A 17,991-nucleotide genomic window follows, 5' to 3' on the forward strand; every position below is an offset into this window, starting at 1 on the left:
TAATATATTATTCTTGATCGAAAAGCTTACTTCCGAATACATGTTTCTCCAAATTTGAGATCCTCTTTAGCAAATCAAAGTTAGTTGTGCCAGCGCTTCCAGCCGCAGGTCGTTTTTGAGCAGACTCTAATTCTTTTTGCATCCTAGACTTTTCTTGTTGTAAATCCATAATTGTTTTTTTAAAAGCCTCATAATCATGAATAACATCATCTAGGAAGAGATCGACTTCTTCCTGGTTGTAGCCTCGAAGGCCCGTTTTAAATTCTTTCTCAAGAATTGTTTTTGAATCCAATTTAGTATCCATGAAAATCGCCCTTCCGTCTCTGTTTATATACGGTCAATTATACCATATAGTGACTGACCTTGTCTTTTTAAATAGGATGATTAATAGTTCCCTGTCGATTTGTGCGCTTGCCCGGGAAATAATTTTCTGTTTATTCTAATTTCCCTCTTCAAAAAATCATCTCCTGAACGAATCCGAAATTTTTCTGTTAAGATGGTGGCCTCTTTCAAATACCTGATGGCTTCCTGCGTCGAGTCCAATGCATTATTTAACTCTTTCAGCTTATGCTCATACAGCTTCGCTAATTCCTCCAATGCGATAATTCGTTCACGACCAGTAAGTTTAGCCGCTGCTATCGTAAATGAAGAAACTGCCTCTTTATAAGCCTGTTCCTTTTTCAAAATAAAGCCAAAGTAAAAATGTGTCATGGGATGATGTACCCCATATTCTGTTATCACACGCTCAAAGATTTGTTTACTTCGATCGTGAGACTTCAAATCACCAAACCATTTCCCAATATTCGTATGCGTTATAGCTGATTCAGGAATATCCATTTTCAATAGCAAATCTGTAGAGCGTATATAAAGTGCAACAAGTGAAAGTATATCCCACTCATTATGGACGAGAATTTTCATAAGAAGATCCGCACGACCATTTTTCACTGCATCCTGATAGATGATTGGTGCCATATGTCCGGGCATATCTCCTTCGCGAAAAAAACCGAGCTGTTCTTCCTCTATGGCCGGTAGTCTGAATGTAGCCATTTCACCCTTCCAAATCCGTCTAGAACCGTGCAATAAATCAATTTGTTTATGCTTTATAAGCGGGGGTAATTCTTTGCGGTTCATCGTCCACCTTGTTTCAACCATTGGAATATCAAAACTTTTTCCATTATACGTAACGAGGGTCACCGGCTTTTTCCATAATCCCGTTTCATAAAGAAATGCAGTTTCGTGATCTGGACCCGGAAGTACATACTGCGTCATTTTAAAAGATGATGCTGTCTGTTCCATAAAACCCATTAGAAAAATCAGTGTACCAGCACCTTTTAACCCAGTGGTTTCTGTATCAAAGAACAATAGAGGCTTAGAAAAATCAGGGGAAAGCGGATGGACTTCACCCGAATCCCCCCATTTTTCAAGCATTGACTTTAAACCAGACAGAATAATATGTCCGTGCCGATAGTCGGAATTGTATTCAATAACACGCTTGTAGACAATGCCGTGTTTATTTACGACCTTTGTCAAACCCGCATCAAGCCATTGTTGATCATAAGGCGGTGGTTGTGGAACATTCTTTACAACATCAGAATCATTCTCAAGAATCCTGCTCTGATCTTTTTTCTTCAATAGTTTCTTCATTTGCATTAATTTCTGTTCATAAGACATTGGATTCTCCTCCCGCCAATGTGTGTAGAAGAGAACCAACGTCTTTTTTCATACCCATTCCCGCTTCTTGTGCACCGATACAAACTGGACAACCCGACTCACAACGACAGCTAGATACATGATTAGCCGCTTGGCGGAGCAGTAAATCCCACTGTTCAAAGATTTTTTCACTCAGACCAATCCCCCCTGGATAACTGTCATATATGAAGAACGTCGGCATTCCAGTATGAATGGCTTTTACTTGTGGTACTACATGTACATCTGTCTTATCGCATCTGACGAATAACGGGATAAAAGATTGGATGGCATAAGCCGCTCCCGTCATTGCATCCGTTAATCCAGCACGCGTCCACCCTTTTGGAATATCGAAAGTGAACCAAGTTGACGATGTATGCAATTCCTCCGCAGGTAACGAAATCGGACCTGAACCAATATTATCATGCGTATCGAATCTGATTTTCTTAAAAATCGTTGGAATCGCAAGAACTGCAATGTCACCATAAGCTGCATGATTATCACCGAACTGTTCTACATTATCCTCATTCATCACTTTCAGTTCAACTGCAAGATTTGCATCTGTAAAGTAATCGACATCAACTTCACTAACATATGCCTTCTTTTCCGCCCAATCGAGTTCCTCAACTTGAAACTGTGTGCCCTGATGAATATAGATTGCTTCTTCGTGGAGCAAAGTCATCGCACTGAAACGATCCATCTCCCCAATTACCTTTGTTTCTTTTGGATAGGTTTTATCAATAATGACAACGTTTTCCTGCGATGCAGAACGAAGGCTGATTTCACTAGCTGGAAAACTGTCTGTCATCCAATGCCATTTGTCTGTGGTTTTTATCAATATACCTTCGCTTTCCAAGAATGCGAGCAATTCCTGTACTTCGAATTCACCATAGGTCTCTGTAGATGAAAAGGGTAGCTCGAATGAGGCACATTTGAGGTGGTCCATTAAAATAAACATATTATCCGGATGTATTCGTACTTCTTCGGGCGTTTGTCCCAGAAGATAGTCGGGATGTTCAATAATGTATTGATCAAGCGCTAAAGATTGTGCAACATAAATTACAAGCGCTTCATCTTGCCGCCTCCCAGCACGACCCGCTTGTTGAAATGCACTTGCAATATTTCCCGGGTAACCGGTCATAATACAGGCTTGCAATTGTCCGATGTCAATGCCCAGCTCAAGTGCATTCGTGCTAACTACGGTACGAATATCACCATCGCGAAGCCCTTTTTCAATTTTACGACGTTCTGAAGGTAGATAGCCCCCTCTATACCCCATAACTGTTTCATCGAATAATTTCTTCTTCGTTAAAGCTTTCATATACGTGACAAGCATCTCGACCCGTACCCTACTTTTTGCAAAAATGATTGTTTGGATGCCTTCATTGTATAAGAGCTTGGCGATATCCCGCACTTCAAGCACTGCACTTCTGCGGATACCAAATGTCGGATGGACGACTGGTGGGTTATAGAAGACGAAATGTTTCTTCCCAGCAGGCGCCCCGTTATTGACGATCACTTGCATCTCAGAGTTTATGAGCGACTCAGCTAGTTCCTGCGGGTTCGCGATTGTTGCAGATGTGCAGATAAATATCGGATCACTTCCATAATAGTTACAAATACGCTTCAGTCTTCGTAATACATGTGCTACGTGACTGCCAAAGACACCTTTGTAAGTATGCAACTCATCTATAATGACGTATTTTAAGTTTTCGAATAATGAAACCCACTTTGTGTGATGAGGCAAGATTCCTGAGTGGAGCATATCTGGATTAGTCAGTACAATATGTCCGGACTTCCGGACTTTTGAACGTAATCCAGGAGCAGTATCGCCATCATACGTATAACTGAGGATTGTCTCCCCACTTGCTTCTATTAGATCATGGAGATCCGCAAGCTGATCTTGCGCTAACGCTTTTGTCGGAAACAGATAAATTGCCCTGGAAGTATCATCTTCAAGGATACAATCCATAACAGGCAAATGATAACATAAGGATTTTCCGGATGCTGTCGGAGTCACGGCTGTGAACGACTTTCCTGACGAAGCCAGTTCGTAGGCTTCTCTTTGATGACTGTATAACTTATCAATGCCTTTAGATGAAAGTGCTTTAATGATTGACGGATGAAGTTTGTCTGGAAATTCTGCGTACTTCGCTTCTTTACTTGCTATCGTTTTATAATGAATGACATTATCCGAAAATGATGGATCAGAACGTAGTATTCTTAATACTTCGTGAACCGCAATCTTCTTTGTCATTTCCTATCTCCTTCTTGTTCTAGATGCAGAGCGTCCAGAATAGTCTTCAATGTATATTCTGCAGAATTGATAGAAAGGATAAATCTTTTTTTGCCGGTCTTTTGATAAAATGATTGCACGATGAATTGCTTCATTGAGTCGTTCAGTGTTTCAATTTGAATCGGATGAACATATTTAGGTTTTGCAGTCTTGATAAATTGAGATACTTCCTCCGTCCATTCATCGAGCAGTGTATGGTATTTATCCGCATAAGGTTTCACTTCTATAAAAAAGTCAGGTTCCCGGCCGAGTTCCCTCATATATGTGAGTCTTTCAAAACATTCTTTACAGACAGAAAGTAGTTTTTCTGTTTTCTCTATTAAATTTATCAAATTCTTTCATCCTTCCCTTGCATTCCTTCTATTTTATCAGATATGAAGCTGATTCACCAAATAATGACGAACATATATTCCTGAAGGTCTCTCAAGTCCTTTTTAATAAAATTTCAATTAAACATGATAAGACTTCAATGGCACTACTCCTATTACATCATCTCATTTAATTCTCTCAGAGAATCATCTAAATATCTACTTTTCTCAAATTGCAGTACAATGAATCTTTCTTGACTGGAAAGAAATTATTGTTGAACCATATTTTTGGTTGCAACTTTCCCTTTTCTATTCCGTCTAATCCTTGTGGTATAATGGTCAGATGTGAGGTGGTATCTATGACAATACGCTATCCGAACGGCAGGAAATATATACCCGTTCAAAGAAACGTAGCTCAAAAAAAAATCGATCTTTCTTTCAGTAATCGTGGTAAGTCGTTAGAGGATGAACTGAATGAAACCAATGAATACTATTTGAGTCGCGGTATTGCTGTCATTCATAAAAAACCTGTGCCCATACAAGTCGTAAACGTGAATTACCCTGCAAGAAGCGCCGCTGTCATCACAGAAGCTTACTTTCGGACACCGTCTACAACAGACTTTAACGGAGTGTGGCAAGGGAAGTATATCGATTTTGAAGCGAAGGAGACAAAAAGTCTAACCTCCTTCCCTTTACAAAATATCCATGACCACCAAGTGGTTCATATGAAATCTGTTGCGAAACAAAATGGAGTTGTATTTTTCATTATAAAGTTCACTTCGCTTGACCGATATTTTATCGTCCCCTATCATAACTTTGAAATGTATTGGGAGAGAATGCAGACAGGCGGTAGAAAATCAATCACACTTACAGAGTTTGAAACTATGGCGATAGAAGTTTTCCCTAGTTTCAACCCTAGAATCGAATATTTACAAGCGGTGTCGGATATTTTATCGTCACCTAACGAAGCTACTGAAAGGCAGGAAGAGATATGAGCGAAAATATAAATTCAAGAACTGCTAGACGAAAGAGCATGGAGGCAGAACGTACAAAAAAGAAAGATAAAAAGCCGAAACAAAAGAAGGGCATCTTTAAAAAGTTAATTTTTGCAGTTATTGCAGTCGGATTTGTCATACTCATCGGTGGTGCTGGCCTGTTCACTTTTTATGCAAGTTCGGCACCCGATTTAGATGAAAATCTTTTGAAGGACCCTCTATCATCTGAGATTTTGGATAAAAATAATAAAGTTATTTATAAGTCCGGAACAGAAAAAAGAGAATTTGTTCCTTATAGCGAAATTCCAAAAATTATGGAAGACGCCATTCTGGCTACGGAAGACGTTCGATTCTATTCCCACCAAGGAATGGACTTTTGGCGACTCGGTGGGGCAGTCATTGCAAACTTCCGAGATGGATTCGGTTCTCAAGGTGCAAGTACCCTGACACAACAGGTCATTAAGAACTCATTCCTTTCCACAGAAAAAACCCTTAAAAGGAAAGCACAAGAAGCATGGCTTGCCAATAAACTTGAACGCAAATATGAAAAAGAAGAAATCTTTGAAATGTATTTCAATAAAATCCTGATGTCCGGAAATAATTATGGTTTTGGAACAGCTGCCAACTATTTTTATGGTAAAAAATTGAATGAACTTGAATTACACGAAGTCGCTATGTTAGCAGGGTTACCGCAAAGTCCAAACGGATACAATCCATACAAAAATCCAGATCGTGCCAAAAAACGCCGTGATATTGTACTTGGGCTAATGCACCAGCATGAAAAAATTTCTAAAGAAGAAATGGAAGCGGCAATAGCAATTCCTGTAACAGGCACACTTCTTGCTGAAGAGAATAGGAAAGCTAATGACAATACAAAATATGCTGCATTTGTCGATATTGTATTAACCGAACTGGAAGATGCAGGAATGCAAGACATACTTTCAGACGGTGTCACAATTCATACAACATTAGATGTGGAGGCTCAACAGGCTGTCGAAAATGCTCTCAAATCAGACATCTTCGCTAATGACAAAATGCAAGGTGCTTTAACTGTCCTAGATACGAAAACTGGTGGAATCGTAGCAATTGGTGGAGGTCGAAATTTCTCAACAGGACTTTTAAACTTTGCCGCTGCTGAAAAACGTCAACCAGGTTCAGCTATTAAACCGATTATTAATTATGGTCCTGCAGTTGAATATTTGAATTGGTCAACTGGTCAGACTATGCATGATGAAGCATACAATTATAAAGACTCCAAACCTGCACAACCCGTTCGTAATGTGGATAGAAAATACAAGGGTACAATTACAATGCGTGAAGCGCTAGCTACTTCACGCAACGTCCCCGCAGTGAAAACCTATGAGGAAGTCGGTCGAAAGAAAGCAGTAGATTTTGCGGCTAAACTCGGTTTAGATTTCAAAAATGAATACCCTTCGAATGCGCTAGGAGGAACGGATGAATTTTCTACAATTGAAATAGCGGGCGCTTATACCCCATTCGGTAATGGTGGTATTTACACTAAGCCACATTCCATTAAAAAAATTGTTTATCGTGATGGGGTAACTAATCTTAACATGACTCCCAATCCTGTTGAAGTTATGAAAGATTCAACAGCTTATATGATTACAGATATCCTTCGAGACGTTTTCACTGGCAATGGTACTGGAAAACGAGCAGCCATACAAGGGCTAGATGTAGCCGGTAAAACAGGTACAACTAACTTCTCAAACAAAGGTGGAGCACAGGATTCTTGGTTTGCGGGTTATACGACCGACTACACAATTGCAGTTTGGGGCGGTTATCAAGATCGTTCTGCAATGGAGAGTTTTGAAGGGGAACGATACGTCCCACAAGATTTGTTTAAACAAGTTATGTCATCCATTTCTTCTGGGAAAAATACAGCACAATTTAAAAAACCCTCCTCTGTTGAAGAGGCTACAATTCAATATGGTTCAGATCCACTTATTCTAGCAAGTTCCTCCACACCATGGAACTTAAAACGGACGGAGTTATTCGTACGCGGGACAGTCCCTGTAGAAGTTGCTAGAGAAAAAATCATCGAATTGGATGCGCCAAACAGTCTAACAGCTGAATATGACAGTGCCTCCAGTTCTATTAAATTGAATTGGGCCCATAATGCTTCTGACTTTGGCGATATAGAAGATAACGTCGAATTTACCGTATTAGTAGGAGTAGATGGTGGGGATATGCAGGTAATGACAACAACCGGAGATACTTCCGTCACGTTCTCTGGCGCAGAATCAGGCAGGAAATATACATTCTCTGTAATTGCCAAACTCGGTGACTTACAAAGTGGCGCAGCATCTACAACGGTGCAAATCGAAGATGTTGTTGAAGACATACCTGAAGTTGATGAGGATGAAGTAGAAACTGAAAATCCTGACGGTGAAGAATGGAACAATGAGAATAACAATGGCAATAACGAGAATAACGAGAATAACGAGAATAACGAGAATAACAATGGCAATAATGGGAATAACGGCAACAATAATGGAAATAACGGGAACAACAATAATGGAGATGGCACAGGCGATGGTTCTGTTATTGATGATGGAACGATCCCTGATCCAAATATTGGTACAGAGGGCACAGAGGGCACATCTGACGATAGTAACCCATAATCAAAAATGTATCAAACTTCTTTAAATGTGTTATTAGTCAATTGTGGAAAAGCCATGAAATCCAGACAAAAAAACAGAACCTCAGATGCAAAACACATCTGAGGTTCTGTTTTTTAATTCTTTTGTATTGAAAGTCTTGCAGTTTTCTTTTTTGTTTCCGTAAAGAGCGCATCCAATTGAATATAAGCATAATGACTGGCTATTTTATCTTTTACAAACTCAAAACGTTCCTCACCATTCAAAGGTAAAAGTGTATAAACAACCTTTCCTTTACGGTCATCAAACTTACTTCCACCTTGCTCAAGCAAGACATTGTAATTCTCAATTGCCGACTCCATTAACTCTACGGCTTGATGATCTTTTTGTTGATAAAAAGTCTCTATTTCTTCACGAACTGTCTCCCATTTATCAAAATAGGGAGTTAGCAGCTCTTTGTCGATAGGGTTTACTTCACTCGGCATTCTCTTTCATCCTTTTCTTTCCTTCTCTGCATAACGGCAATAGCGGACAAACGTTGCATCCAGGGTTTTGCGCCTTGCAGTGGTATCTACCAAAAAAAATTATTTGGTGATGCGTATCTGTCCATTTATTAATCGGTGTCCAACGCATAATTTTTTCTTCAACTGCAAGGGGTGAGTCCTTCCACCTATTCATTCCTAGTCGTTTCGCTACACGTTCAACATGTGTATCGACAGCAAGAGCAGGTATACCAAAAGCATTTGACACGACCACATTTGCTGTTTTACGACCCACTCCTGGAAGCGTCATCATGACATCCCTATTCGGGGGTACCTCCCCACCATAATTATCAATCAATAATTGGCTCAGTGCTTGAATATTTTTTGCCTTATTCCGGAATAATCCGATTGACCTGATATCCCCTTGCAGTTCCTCGACATCAACCGCAAGATAGTCCTCAGGTGTTTTATATTTTTTAAATAGTTCCGCCGTTACCCGATTCACTAAAACGTCTGTACATTGAGCAGATAGAAGCGTCGCTATTGTTAATTCAAAAGGATTGTCATGCACCAATTCACAGTGCGCGTCTGGAAACATTTCACCGAATTGCTCCAGACAAAATCCCCATTGTTTTTTCGTCAGCATGGTATCCCACCTAATCCCGTTCTTCCAGCCAATTATAGAATGGAACACGTTTTACCGAAACAGTTTTTTCATTTTGCTGAGATGGTCGCGGTCCTACCGTTCGGAAAGACTTTGTTTGACGTTCAACATCAGACATTGTTTTAACATTTTTCTTCTTCCACTCGAAAAGAATCCGATCGATATACCTCAGACTAAGTTTTTGAGCAATAACAGCTTCTTTTAATGCTGCACGGATAATTTCAACAGTATGGCCATCATCATCAAGCCACATCGTTATTGATTCGCATTCCATTGGTGACAAAAACCGTCCAAATTCTTGTTCAAATAGCGAAAAAATTTCTCCTTCTGCATTCTTATGGGTCTCTTCCTCAACCTCATTTGTCGCAAGCTCAATATGATCAACTAAACGATTCCAGAGTGGTAGCAAAGAGAATGTCTCATACAATACACCTTTTTGATCCTCATTTTGACCAATTTGGAGAAAACCGCGTTGCATCAGGCGTTGTAATACCATGGATACTTCGTTTTCAGACAAATCCATTCGACTAGTAAAATCAGTAGGTGTTGGGAAATGATTCCCTTCTGATTTATAAGCCGTCATATGCATGATTAGCATCGCGTCCAAATCTTTTATTCCAAGACTCTTATAATGGTGAAAAAAAAGCTGGGAAATGTTAACATTTCCCTGCTCAATCCAAATCCGGAGTCGTTCTTCGTGTTGCATGACCGAACCCCTCTCTTCTATTAAAATCAAAAAGTTTTAAGGGTACAATCTATTCAATAGACGTGGGAATGGAATCGTTTCGCGAACATGTTCCACACCTGAAATCCATGCGACTGTACGCTCAAGTCCAAGTCCAAATCCTGAATGTGGAACCGCTCCGTATTTACTAAGATCCAAATACCATTCATAAGCAGATTCATCAAGGTTGTGTTCTTTAATTCGTTGTTTCATCAGCTCATAGTCATGAATACGTTCAGATCCGCCAATAATTTCTCCATAACCTTCGGGAGCGATTAAATCAGCACACAAAACAACATCATCCCTTGTAGGATGCGGTTGCATGTAGAAGGGTTTAATGCCTATTGGGTAATGTGTGATGAATACAGGTGAATCATAACTTTCTGCAATTGCTGTTTCGTGTGGCGCTCCAAAGTCTTCTCCCCATGTAATATCATCAAATCCGTTTTCATTCAAAAATTTGATAGCATCATCGTATGAAATACGCGGGAATGGTGCTTGGATTTTTTCAAGTTTAGACAAATCGCGGCCTAGTCTTTCTAATTCAATTGCACAGTTTTGCAAAACTGATTGAATAACATGCGTCACATACTGTTCCTGTACTATCAAGCTTTCATCAAACTCGACAAAAGCCATTTCAGGTTCAATCATCCAAAACTCGATTAAGTGACGACGTGTTTTCGATTTTTCTGCACGGAATGTGGGACCGAATGAGAATACTTTTCCAAGTGCCATCGCTGCAGCTTCCATATATAGTTGACCTGATTGCGAAAGGTATGCATCTTCATCAAAATATTTTGTTTGGAACAATTCTGATGTGCCTTCTGGAGAAGAACCTGTCAATATTGGTGGATCTACTTTGACAAATCCGTTCATATGGAAAAACTCATATGTTGCACGAATGACTTCGTCACGAATTTTCATTACTGCATGCTGTTTACGTGAACGGAGCCATAAATGGCGGTGATCCATTAAAAATTCTGTACCATGCTCTTTCGGCGTGATTGGATAATCTACCGCTTCATGAATGACTTCAATATCTTTCACTTGTAGCTCGTAGCCGAAAGTTGAACGCTCGTCCACAGTTACTTCTGCTGTAATATAAAGTGAACTTTCTTGTGTAATTGACTTTGCTTTAGCAAATAGATCCTCGCCAACCGCTTCTTTAACGACTACTCCCTGTACGAATCCAGAACCGTCACGAAGTTGTAGAAATGCAATCTTCCCGCTAGAACGTTTGTTGGCTAGCCATCCACCAATACGAACTGTTTCGCCTGCATGGTTTGGCATTTCATGTATCATGATTGTTTTCATAATAACCTCCAAGAATTTAATCTCTATTTTTATTCTTTCCAGTTAGCTTCTACAAATACACGAATTCGTCGAATCGCTTCTTCCAACAGTTCGATTGATGTTGCATAAGACAAGCGAATTGTATCAGGTGATCCAAAACCAGATCCCGGGATAACAGCGACATTTGCTTTCGTCAATAATGCCTCTGCAAATTCATCAACGTTAGCAAACCCTGTTTTATTAACTGCTTCAGATACTTCAGGAAGTAGATAGAAAGCGCCTTGAGGTTTAATCACGTTAAATCCAGGAATTGCCGCTAATTGCGGGTAGACCCGTTCCATACGCGATTCAAAATCTGCACGCATTGTTTCTACTGTATCTTGAGGACCATTATAAGCCTCGATTGCAGCATATTGAGAAGTCGTCGTAGGATTCGATGTCGAGTGACTCGCTAAACTCGTCATGGCACTTACTACTACCTCATCCCCTGCGACGTAACCTATACGCCACCCTGTCATTGAGTGTGATTTCGAAACACCATTAATGAGAAGTGTACGACTTTTAGCATCATCAGAAAGTTGTGCTATTGAAATATGCTTTTCATCACCATAAATGAGTTTCTCATATATTTCATCCGAAATGATCCAGATATCTTTCTCTTTACATACTTCCGCAATTTGCAGCAATTCTTCTTTAGAATAAATCATACCTGTTGGATTCCCAGGTGAATTGATGATTACTGCCTTCGTTTTAGAAGAAACTGATTCTCGAATTTGTTCTGCGGTTACTTTAAACTGTGCCGCAGCTGTCCCTTCAATATGTACCGGAACTCCGCCTGCCAACTTTACCTGCTCGGGATAACTGACCCAATAAGGAGTTGGGATGATGACTTCATCACCTGGATCGAGTAAAACTTGGAACAGCGTATACAATACGTGTTTAGCGCCAATCCCAATCATGATTTCTTTCCCAGTATAGTTTAGCTGTTGGTCTTGCTTTAACTTCTGGATGATTGCATTTTTGAGGTCTGGTAACCCACCCGAGGGTGTGTACTTTGTTTTTCCTTCTTTCATGGAAGTGTAAGCTGCCTCAATAATATTGGCTGGCGTATTGTAGTCCGGTTCTCCCGCACCAAGACCAATAACATCGATGCCTGAGTCTTTCATTTCTTTCGCTTTCGCCGTAATGGCGAGCGTTGTTGATGGTGTAAGCGTATTTACCCTCGCTGCTAATGATTTCGTCAATTAAATCGCTCCTTTAGAGATTCAAAATGCGTTTCCACCATTGTCCGTCCTCGAAAAAGACATAGACATAATTCAGTTTATCGTTTTCACTTTTGAATACTACTTCCCAAACTGGATTGTCTCCTTCAATTCCAAGCGTGACATGAAGAATCTTTTTTACATCCAATTCTTCTTTTACGTTTGCGATTGCTTTTTCTGCTGTGATTCCTTCAGACAACCTGACTTCCTTATAGCGGTCTTTCAATTTCCCGTTGATGAAAACAGCTTTTTCTACCCCGTCTTTGTCAACACCAAACACAGTTACACTCGGAACAGTACCATTAAAGACAGTAGCTGAACTTGCAGAAACGAGTTGTCCCGATTGAACCGCGGATTCGATGGCTTTCTTTTCTGCTGATGAAAAAGGCTTATCAGCATTATAAAAAACAGTGACAGTTATGACGATTGTTAACATTAATAGGAAGACAATGATGAATTTTATCCAGTTCAACATATTACTTCACGTCCCGAACCTTAAAGAAATATTTTCTACTAATTACCTACCTAATCATTATAGCAATTTTCGAGTTCATTAACCATATGATCTAACGACACTTTTTTCACAGGCACGTCCGGAAAAGCTTCAAGGAATCGCTTACCATACTTTTTCGTTTCAATCCGCCTGTCCAATATAATGAAAAAACCTTTATCTGAAGATGATCGAATCAATCTCCCAAAGCCTTGACGGAGTCTCATAACCGCTTCCGGTAGTGCATGTTCCGTGAACGGGTTTAATCCAGCTTCAGTCATTCTGGCCGCTCGAGCTTTGTAGACAGGTTCTTCCGGTGATGAAAATGGAAGCCTTACAACAATCACCGCTGTTAGAGCATCCCCAGGTACGTCGACCCCCTCCCAGAAACTATTGGTCCCGAAAAGGACAGAATTGTTGAACTGTCTGAAAGACTTCAAAAGCCTAATTCGACTCCCCGAACTTATCCCTTGTGCAAATAGCGCATAGCCTTCTAACTGTTCACTTTCTGTAATAAGTTCATATGTTTTTCTTAACATATCTTGGGATGTAAACAGAACAAATAGCCTTCCACCCGTTGCCATTACTGTCTGAATCACCGCATCTGTAACGGCTTCAACATAATCAGATTGACTGACATGCTGGATATCAGGCATGTCCTCAACAATGAATATTTCTGCACCTTCATAGAAATGGGCAGGCGCATCAAATGTTACAAGCGGAATCGAATCATCTATGCCAAGTTGCCTAGATATGAAACGGTCATTTCCGGGAACTCTAAGTGTACCTGAAGTCCATACAATTCCAGTCTGTTCATTTTTCATCCTATTGGTAAACTTTTGGATCAGCTGAGACCCATCCAATGAGCGTTTAATAACAGTTAGGCTTCCTGGAACACTTCGTAAATCTTTTTCCATCCAGACAGTGAAATCTTCCGTGTTGTAGTCAAGAAAAACTTCTACCCATTCACCGGCTTTGATAGTCAGTTCTTGTACCCAGAAATTCCATTCCGCTAGAATAGCCTGTTCATCACGCGTCAAATTATCTAAATGGTTCGATAAATCATGCGTGAAAGATTCAGCTTTTCTAATGTAATCAGACAATGCTATAGCAACTTTCGAAAAATGCGATTGATTATATTCCAATTCAGAGAGTGAATAAACGACTCTGTTTCCTTGATGTCTTTTACGTCTTGGAGGATTGAAACCAGTCAAAGTGGAAATCGCATGATCGAACAAAGTTAGGAATTTGATAAATGCGGAATCCAGCAACTCTTTATTGTGAAAGCCATCGGTTCCAAATTTGTTATTCAGCTTGTCAATTTGCTGCAACAATTGTCCGGATGTTTCTGAAGCAAGCTGTCCAAGAACATATTTCCAATTCGTGTACGAAAACACTGTTTCATTCATAAAGGTTGCAGCTTGTACAAATTGATGTGCTTCATCAACAACTACTCCGGCTAGTGAAATGAATATACTTTGTTCGCGATTCAAATCCGACAGCAACATTGCATGGTTTGTAATGATTAAATTTGAATGTTCGGACCCTTGGAGTAGTTTATAGTGATAATCAGCAATTTGTTCATCCCACGCAAGCTTATTCGTTCGCTTCCTAATTCGATCGACAAATAACTGTCCACCGCCAGAAACATTAATCTCTTGCAAATCACCTGTCACGGTTTCTGTAAGCCAGACAAGGATTTGCATTATTGTAAATGTCTCATCGTACGATTCGTCGGCAATTCTTAGAAGTTCCTCGAATTTACCAAGTGAGATGTACTGCTCTCTTCCTTTAAGTAATGTCGCTGTCACATTGCAATCAAGAATTAATTGTACTTTCTTGAGTTCCTCATCCATGATTTTATCAGCCAGATGATTCGTGTATGTGCTAATAACAACTGGCTTCCCTGTCCGTATTGAATGTATAGCTGCTGGTACTAGATAACCAATCGTCTTGCCAATCCCTGTCGGAACTTCTGCAATAATTTCAGTTTGTGTAGACAAGGTATCCCACACTTCATCCATAAATCCAATTTGAGAATCTCTATGTTCAAACTCTGGGTAAGCTTTTTTTAATTGCTCTATTTTTTTTTCATTGTCACCGGGATATACCGGATTTACAAAGTTCTCAGGTTGTTGCATCACCACATTGCGATAGGGTATACCACGGAAAAATGAAAACTCATTACCTGTACTTTTCGTCCGTGCAATTTTGAGCGCTTCATGAAAAAGTGTCGATAGATCAGATTTTAATCGAAATGATCTGCGATGTAAGAGATTTAGTGTATCCTCAGGCAATGCGTATAACTTTTTCATGCAGATTAGAAATAACTTCGCAGTTGCTTCTGCATCCTCATCAGCGCGATGTGCAGACGCCAATGGTATGCCTAGTTCTTCGGTAATATCCTGCAGTCTGTAACTCGGAGCGGATGGTATTAAGACTTTGGACAATTCTACTGTATCGATTTTCTTCCCTGTCCACATCGAGATTCCGCATCTTGCAAATTCGCTTTGAAGAAAGGATAGGTCGAAATCCGTATTATGCGCAACAAATACAGTTCCTTCCAATAGAGTGGCGACTTCAGCTGCGATTTCTTCAAAAGATGGTGCATCTTTCACATCTTCATCAGAAATCCCTGTCAAATGACGGATGAAAGCAGGGATTTTTTGTTCAGGGTTTATAAAGCTGACGTACTTATCGCCGATTTTTCCTTCTTTAATAAATACAACCGCGATTTGAATCATCCGATCCCCTTTTGCCGGTGAATGACCGGTTGTTTCTAAATCAACGACTGCATAGGTTTTATTGTGCATTCGATCATCAACTTCCTGTTTATCATACTAATGCAGATTGTATCACATTCCGGCTTTTAAGTTAGTGCAAATCCTCAACAGATTGAAAAAAAATCATAAAAAGCTCATTTGAAATCAAGTAACTGATTCCAAATGAGCCCTATAGATTAGAGGGCCATACCCTGCTTTTCCCGAATAATTTCTTTTACCTTGTTTTTATCATCCATAATCAGAACTGTTGGCTCATGCGTACTTGCTTCTTCGTCTGACATATAAACATAGGACAGGATAATGACGATGTCACCGCGTTGTACAAGCCGTGCTGCCGCTCCGTTCACACAGATGACACCACTTCCGCGTTCCCCTGCAATAATATACGTTTCAAACCGTGCTCCATTATTGTTGTTAACTACATGTACTTTTTCATTTGGCAACATTCCTGCAATCTCTAGTAACTCACTGTCAATTGTTATACTGCCTACATAATTTAGATCTGCTTCTGTTACAGTTGCACGGTGTAATTTACTGTTCATCATCATTCTGAACATGACAACCATCCTTTGTTGACATAATAATATTATCTATCAATCTTGTATTTCCAAACTTTACTGCACAGGCAAGAATTGCCTCGTCTGCAGAGAGTTCATATTCTGTAAGTGCTGGGTAAGACAAAATAGATATGTAATCCACGAGGCCAGAGCTATTGTCGACAATATATGCTGCCGTTATCCGCTCAATTTCATCATTCGGCACACCTTCTTTAAACAATGAAACAGCTTTTTCGAGTGCCTGCCAAATAACTGGGGCTTGCGCACGTTCCGTCGCAGTCAATTTAACATTTCTGGAACTTTTCGCGAGTCCATCCTGATCGCGGACGATTGGAACCCGAACTATCGATGTTCTTAAGTTAAAGTCCCGTACAAACGTCTCGATAATCGCAAGTTGCTGGGCATCTTTCATACCAAAATAGGAACGGTCAGGGTCGACGATATTGAACAGCTTCAAGACGACTTTCAAAACGCCGTCAAAATGACCTGGACGAGATGCTCCGCACAATGTATTCGCTTGAGGACCTGGCAGAATTCGAATGCCGCCATCTTGTGGATACATTTCTTCCGGTGTAGGCATGAAAAGAATGTCCACGCCTGCCTTTTTTGCTAAACTAGCATCTCTTTCTGCATCACGGGGATATGCATCAAAGTCCTCCCCTGGACCAAACTGAGCAGGATTGACGAAAATGCTCATGACGACGATGTCATTTTGCCCTCTCGCCTGCTCCACGAGCGATAAGTGACCGTCATGCAAAAAACCCATCGTCGGTACAAAACCGACTGTAGAGCCTGAACGTGCATTACGATCAATCAAAATTTGTAATTCAGATATCGTTCGAACAACATTCATTTCATTTGTCACCTCCACTGCCACCATACAATGCAACCAATTCTTCTTCCTCCATCGTAAAACGATGAAGTTCCGAAGGGAATGAACCATCTTTTACTGATGTCACGTACTTATTCAACCCGTCACGAATAACCGTTCCGGCATCTGCATACGTTTCCACGAATTTAGGGACATGGTGACTTCCATATTTAATAGTATCATGGAATACAAGTACCTGACCGTCTGTTCCTGCTCCAGCACCAATGCCGATGACTGGGATTGAAACAGCGGCTGAAACTTCCTCACCAAGCTGATAGGGAATACACTCCAATACAATCATGAATGCTCCAGCTTCTTCACATGCACGGGCGTCATCGATAAGCTTTTTCGCGGCTTCCGCCGTTTTCCCTTGTACTTTATAACCACCGACAACCGATGCAGATTGTGGCAACAAGCCTAGATGTGCAACAATTGGAATTCCTGTTCCAGTGAGCAACCGAATCGTTTCAATTACATTTCCTGCACCTTCAAGCTTTAATGCATTTGCATTTGTTTGTTGGAAAATCCGGACCGCTTCTGTTAACGTACTGTCCGCAGAGCCATGATACGTACCAAATGGCATATCAACAACGATGAAGGTATCCTTTGCCCCCCTCCTAGTCGCCTTGCCATGGTGAATCATATCCTCTGTTGTTACAGCGATGGTTGAATCATAGCCAAGTACAACCATTCCGAGTGAATCACCAACAAGAATAATATCGACTCCCGCCTCTTCCGCAAGCTTTGCTGACGGGTAATCGTATGCCGTCAACATGACAATCTTTTCACTGGTCTTTTTCATTTTAATAAAATTTAGTGTACTCTTCATTTTACTATTCCCCTCTCTTTTGAGAAGAAACCGGATATAAAAACCCTTCTGTGCCAAAAATGGACAGAAGGGTTGTATCATCATCTGATGGTTTCCTCCGTCCCTGTCTTTTCGTTAAGATCAAGGCAGATCA

The 17,991-nt window shown here is 40.4% G+C and carries 16 protein-coding genes; 2 read left to right on the forward strand and 14 right to left on the reverse strand.

The window, feature by feature from the left end:
• Window positions 1–7: 7 nt before the first annotated feature.
• From gpsB to AC1TO6_RS12035, 4 genes are all read right to left on the reverse strand, one after another.
• The gene (gene gpsB, locus AC1TO6_RS12020; RefSeq protein ID WP_482101846.1) at window positions 8–304 is read right to left on the reverse strand and encodes a cell division regulator GpsB; all 297 of its coding nucleotides are present in this window, start codon (window positions 302–304) and stop codon (window positions 8–10) included.
• 80 nt (window positions 305–384) lie between these two features.
• On the reverse strand, window positions 385–1,671 hold the full coding sequence (locus tag AC1TO6_RS12025) for a ribonuclease H-like domain-containing protein (RefSeq protein WP_482101847.1): 1,287 nt from the start codon (window positions 1,669–1,671) through the stop codon (window positions 385–387).
• The gene (locus tag AC1TO6_RS12030; protein WP_482101848.1) at window positions 1,661–3,943 is read right to left on the reverse strand and encodes a DEAD/DEAH box helicase; all 2,283 of its coding nucleotides are present in this window, start codon (window positions 3,941–3,943) and stop codon (window positions 1,661–1,663) included. The genes AC1TO6_RS12025 and AC1TO6_RS12030 overlap by 11 nt, the downstream gene beginning before the upstream one ends.
• Window positions 3,940–4,314 (reverse strand): YppE family protein, encoded by a 375-nt coding sequence (locus tag AC1TO6_RS12035; protein WP_482101849.1) that lies wholly within the window; start codon window positions 4,312–4,314, stop codon window positions 3,940–3,942. Before AC1TO6_RS12035 ends, AC1TO6_RS12030 begins: the two co-directional genes overlap by 4 nt.
• A gap of 335 nt (window positions 4,315–4,649) precedes the next feature.
• On the opposite strand from AC1TO6_RS12035, the gene recU reads away from it, so the two are divergent.
• Window positions 4,650–5,285, forward strand: a complete 636-nt coding sequence (gene recU / locus AC1TO6_RS12040; protein ID WP_482101850.1) for a Holliday junction resolvase RecU — start codon at window positions 4,650–4,652, stop codon at window positions 5,283–5,285.
• The gene (locus AC1TO6_RS12045) at window positions 5,282–7,927 is read left to right on the forward strand and encodes a PBP1A family penicillin-binding protein (protein WP_482101851.1); all 2,646 of its coding nucleotides are present in this window, start codon (window positions 5,282–5,284) and stop codon (window positions 7,925–7,927) included. The genes recU and AC1TO6_RS12045 overlap by 4 nt, the downstream gene beginning before the upstream one ends.
• Window positions 7,928–8,040: 113 nt before the next feature.
• Here AC1TO6_RS12045 and AC1TO6_RS12050 read toward each other — a convergent pair whose 3' ends face one another.
• The 10 genes from AC1TO6_RS12050 to panB all read right to left on the reverse strand — a co-directional run bounded on the left by AC1TO6_RS12050 (window position 8,041) and on the right by panB (window position 17,858).
• Window positions 8,041–8,388, reverse strand: coding sequence for a YpoC family protein (locus tag AC1TO6_RS12050; protein ID WP_482101852.1), 348 nt, complete (start codon window positions 8,386–8,388; stop codon window positions 8,041–8,043).
• Complete coding sequence (nth, locus tag AC1TO6_RS12055; RefSeq protein WP_482101853.1) at window positions 8,378–9,031, reverse strand: endonuclease III; 654 nt, start codon at window positions 9,029–9,031, stop codon at window positions 8,378–8,380. Before nth ends, AC1TO6_RS12050 begins: the two co-directional genes overlap by 11 nt.
• A 10-nt stretch (window positions 9,032–9,041) precedes the next feature.
• Window positions 9,042–9,755: a DnaD domain-containing protein gene (locus AC1TO6_RS12060; protein ID WP_482101854.1), complete on the reverse strand. Its 714-nt coding sequence runs from the start codon at window positions 9,753–9,755 to the stop codon at window positions 9,042–9,044.
• 36 nt (window positions 9,756–9,791) lie between these two features.
• The gene (gene asnS, locus AC1TO6_RS12065; protein ID WP_482101855.1) at window positions 9,792–11,087 is read right to left on the reverse strand and encodes an asparagine--tRNA ligase; all 1,296 of its coding nucleotides are present in this window, start codon (window positions 11,085–11,087) and stop codon (window positions 9,792–9,794) included.
• Between the two features lie 29 nt (window positions 11,088–11,116).
• Complete coding sequence (locus AC1TO6_RS12070) at window positions 11,117–12,310, reverse strand: pyridoxal phosphate-dependent aminotransferase (protein ID WP_482101856.1); 1,194 nt, start codon at window positions 12,308–12,310, stop codon at window positions 11,117–11,119.
• A 13-nt stretch (window positions 12,311–12,323) separates the two neighbouring features.
• Window positions 12,324–12,803, reverse strand: a complete 480-nt coding sequence (locus AC1TO6_RS12075) for a cell wall elongation regulator TseB-like domain-containing protein (protein WP_482101857.1) — start codon at window positions 12,801–12,803, stop codon at window positions 12,324–12,326.
• A 50-nt stretch (window positions 12,804–12,853) separates the two neighbouring features.
• Window positions 12,854–15,631, reverse strand: coding sequence for an ATP-dependent DNA helicase DinG (dinG, locus tag AC1TO6_RS12080; protein WP_482101858.1), 2,778 nt, complete (start codon window positions 15,629–15,631; stop codon window positions 12,854–12,856).
• A 146-nt stretch (window positions 15,632–15,777) separates the two neighbouring features.
• Entirely contained in the window at window positions 15,778–16,158 is a 381-nt protein-coding gene (gene panD, locus AC1TO6_RS12085; RefSeq protein ID WP_482101859.1) for an aspartate 1-decarboxylase, read from the reverse strand.
• Window positions 16,133–17,011, reverse strand: a complete 879-nt coding sequence (panC, locus tag AC1TO6_RS12090) for a pantoate--beta-alanine ligase (protein WP_482102016.1) — start codon at window positions 17,009–17,011, stop codon at window positions 16,133–16,135. The genes panD and panC overlap by 26 nt, the downstream gene beginning before the upstream one ends.
• A gap of 1 nt (window position 17,012) precedes the next feature.
• The gene (panB, locus tag AC1TO6_RS12095) at window positions 17,013–17,858 is read right to left on the reverse strand and encodes a 3-methyl-2-oxobutanoate hydroxymethyltransferase (RefSeq protein WP_482101860.1); all 846 of its coding nucleotides are present in this window, start codon (window positions 17,856–17,858) and stop codon (window positions 17,013–17,015) included.
• Between the last annotated feature and the right edge of the window lie 133 nt (window positions 17,859–17,991).

Source organism: Sporosarcina sp. Y352 (genome assembly GCF_056786535.1).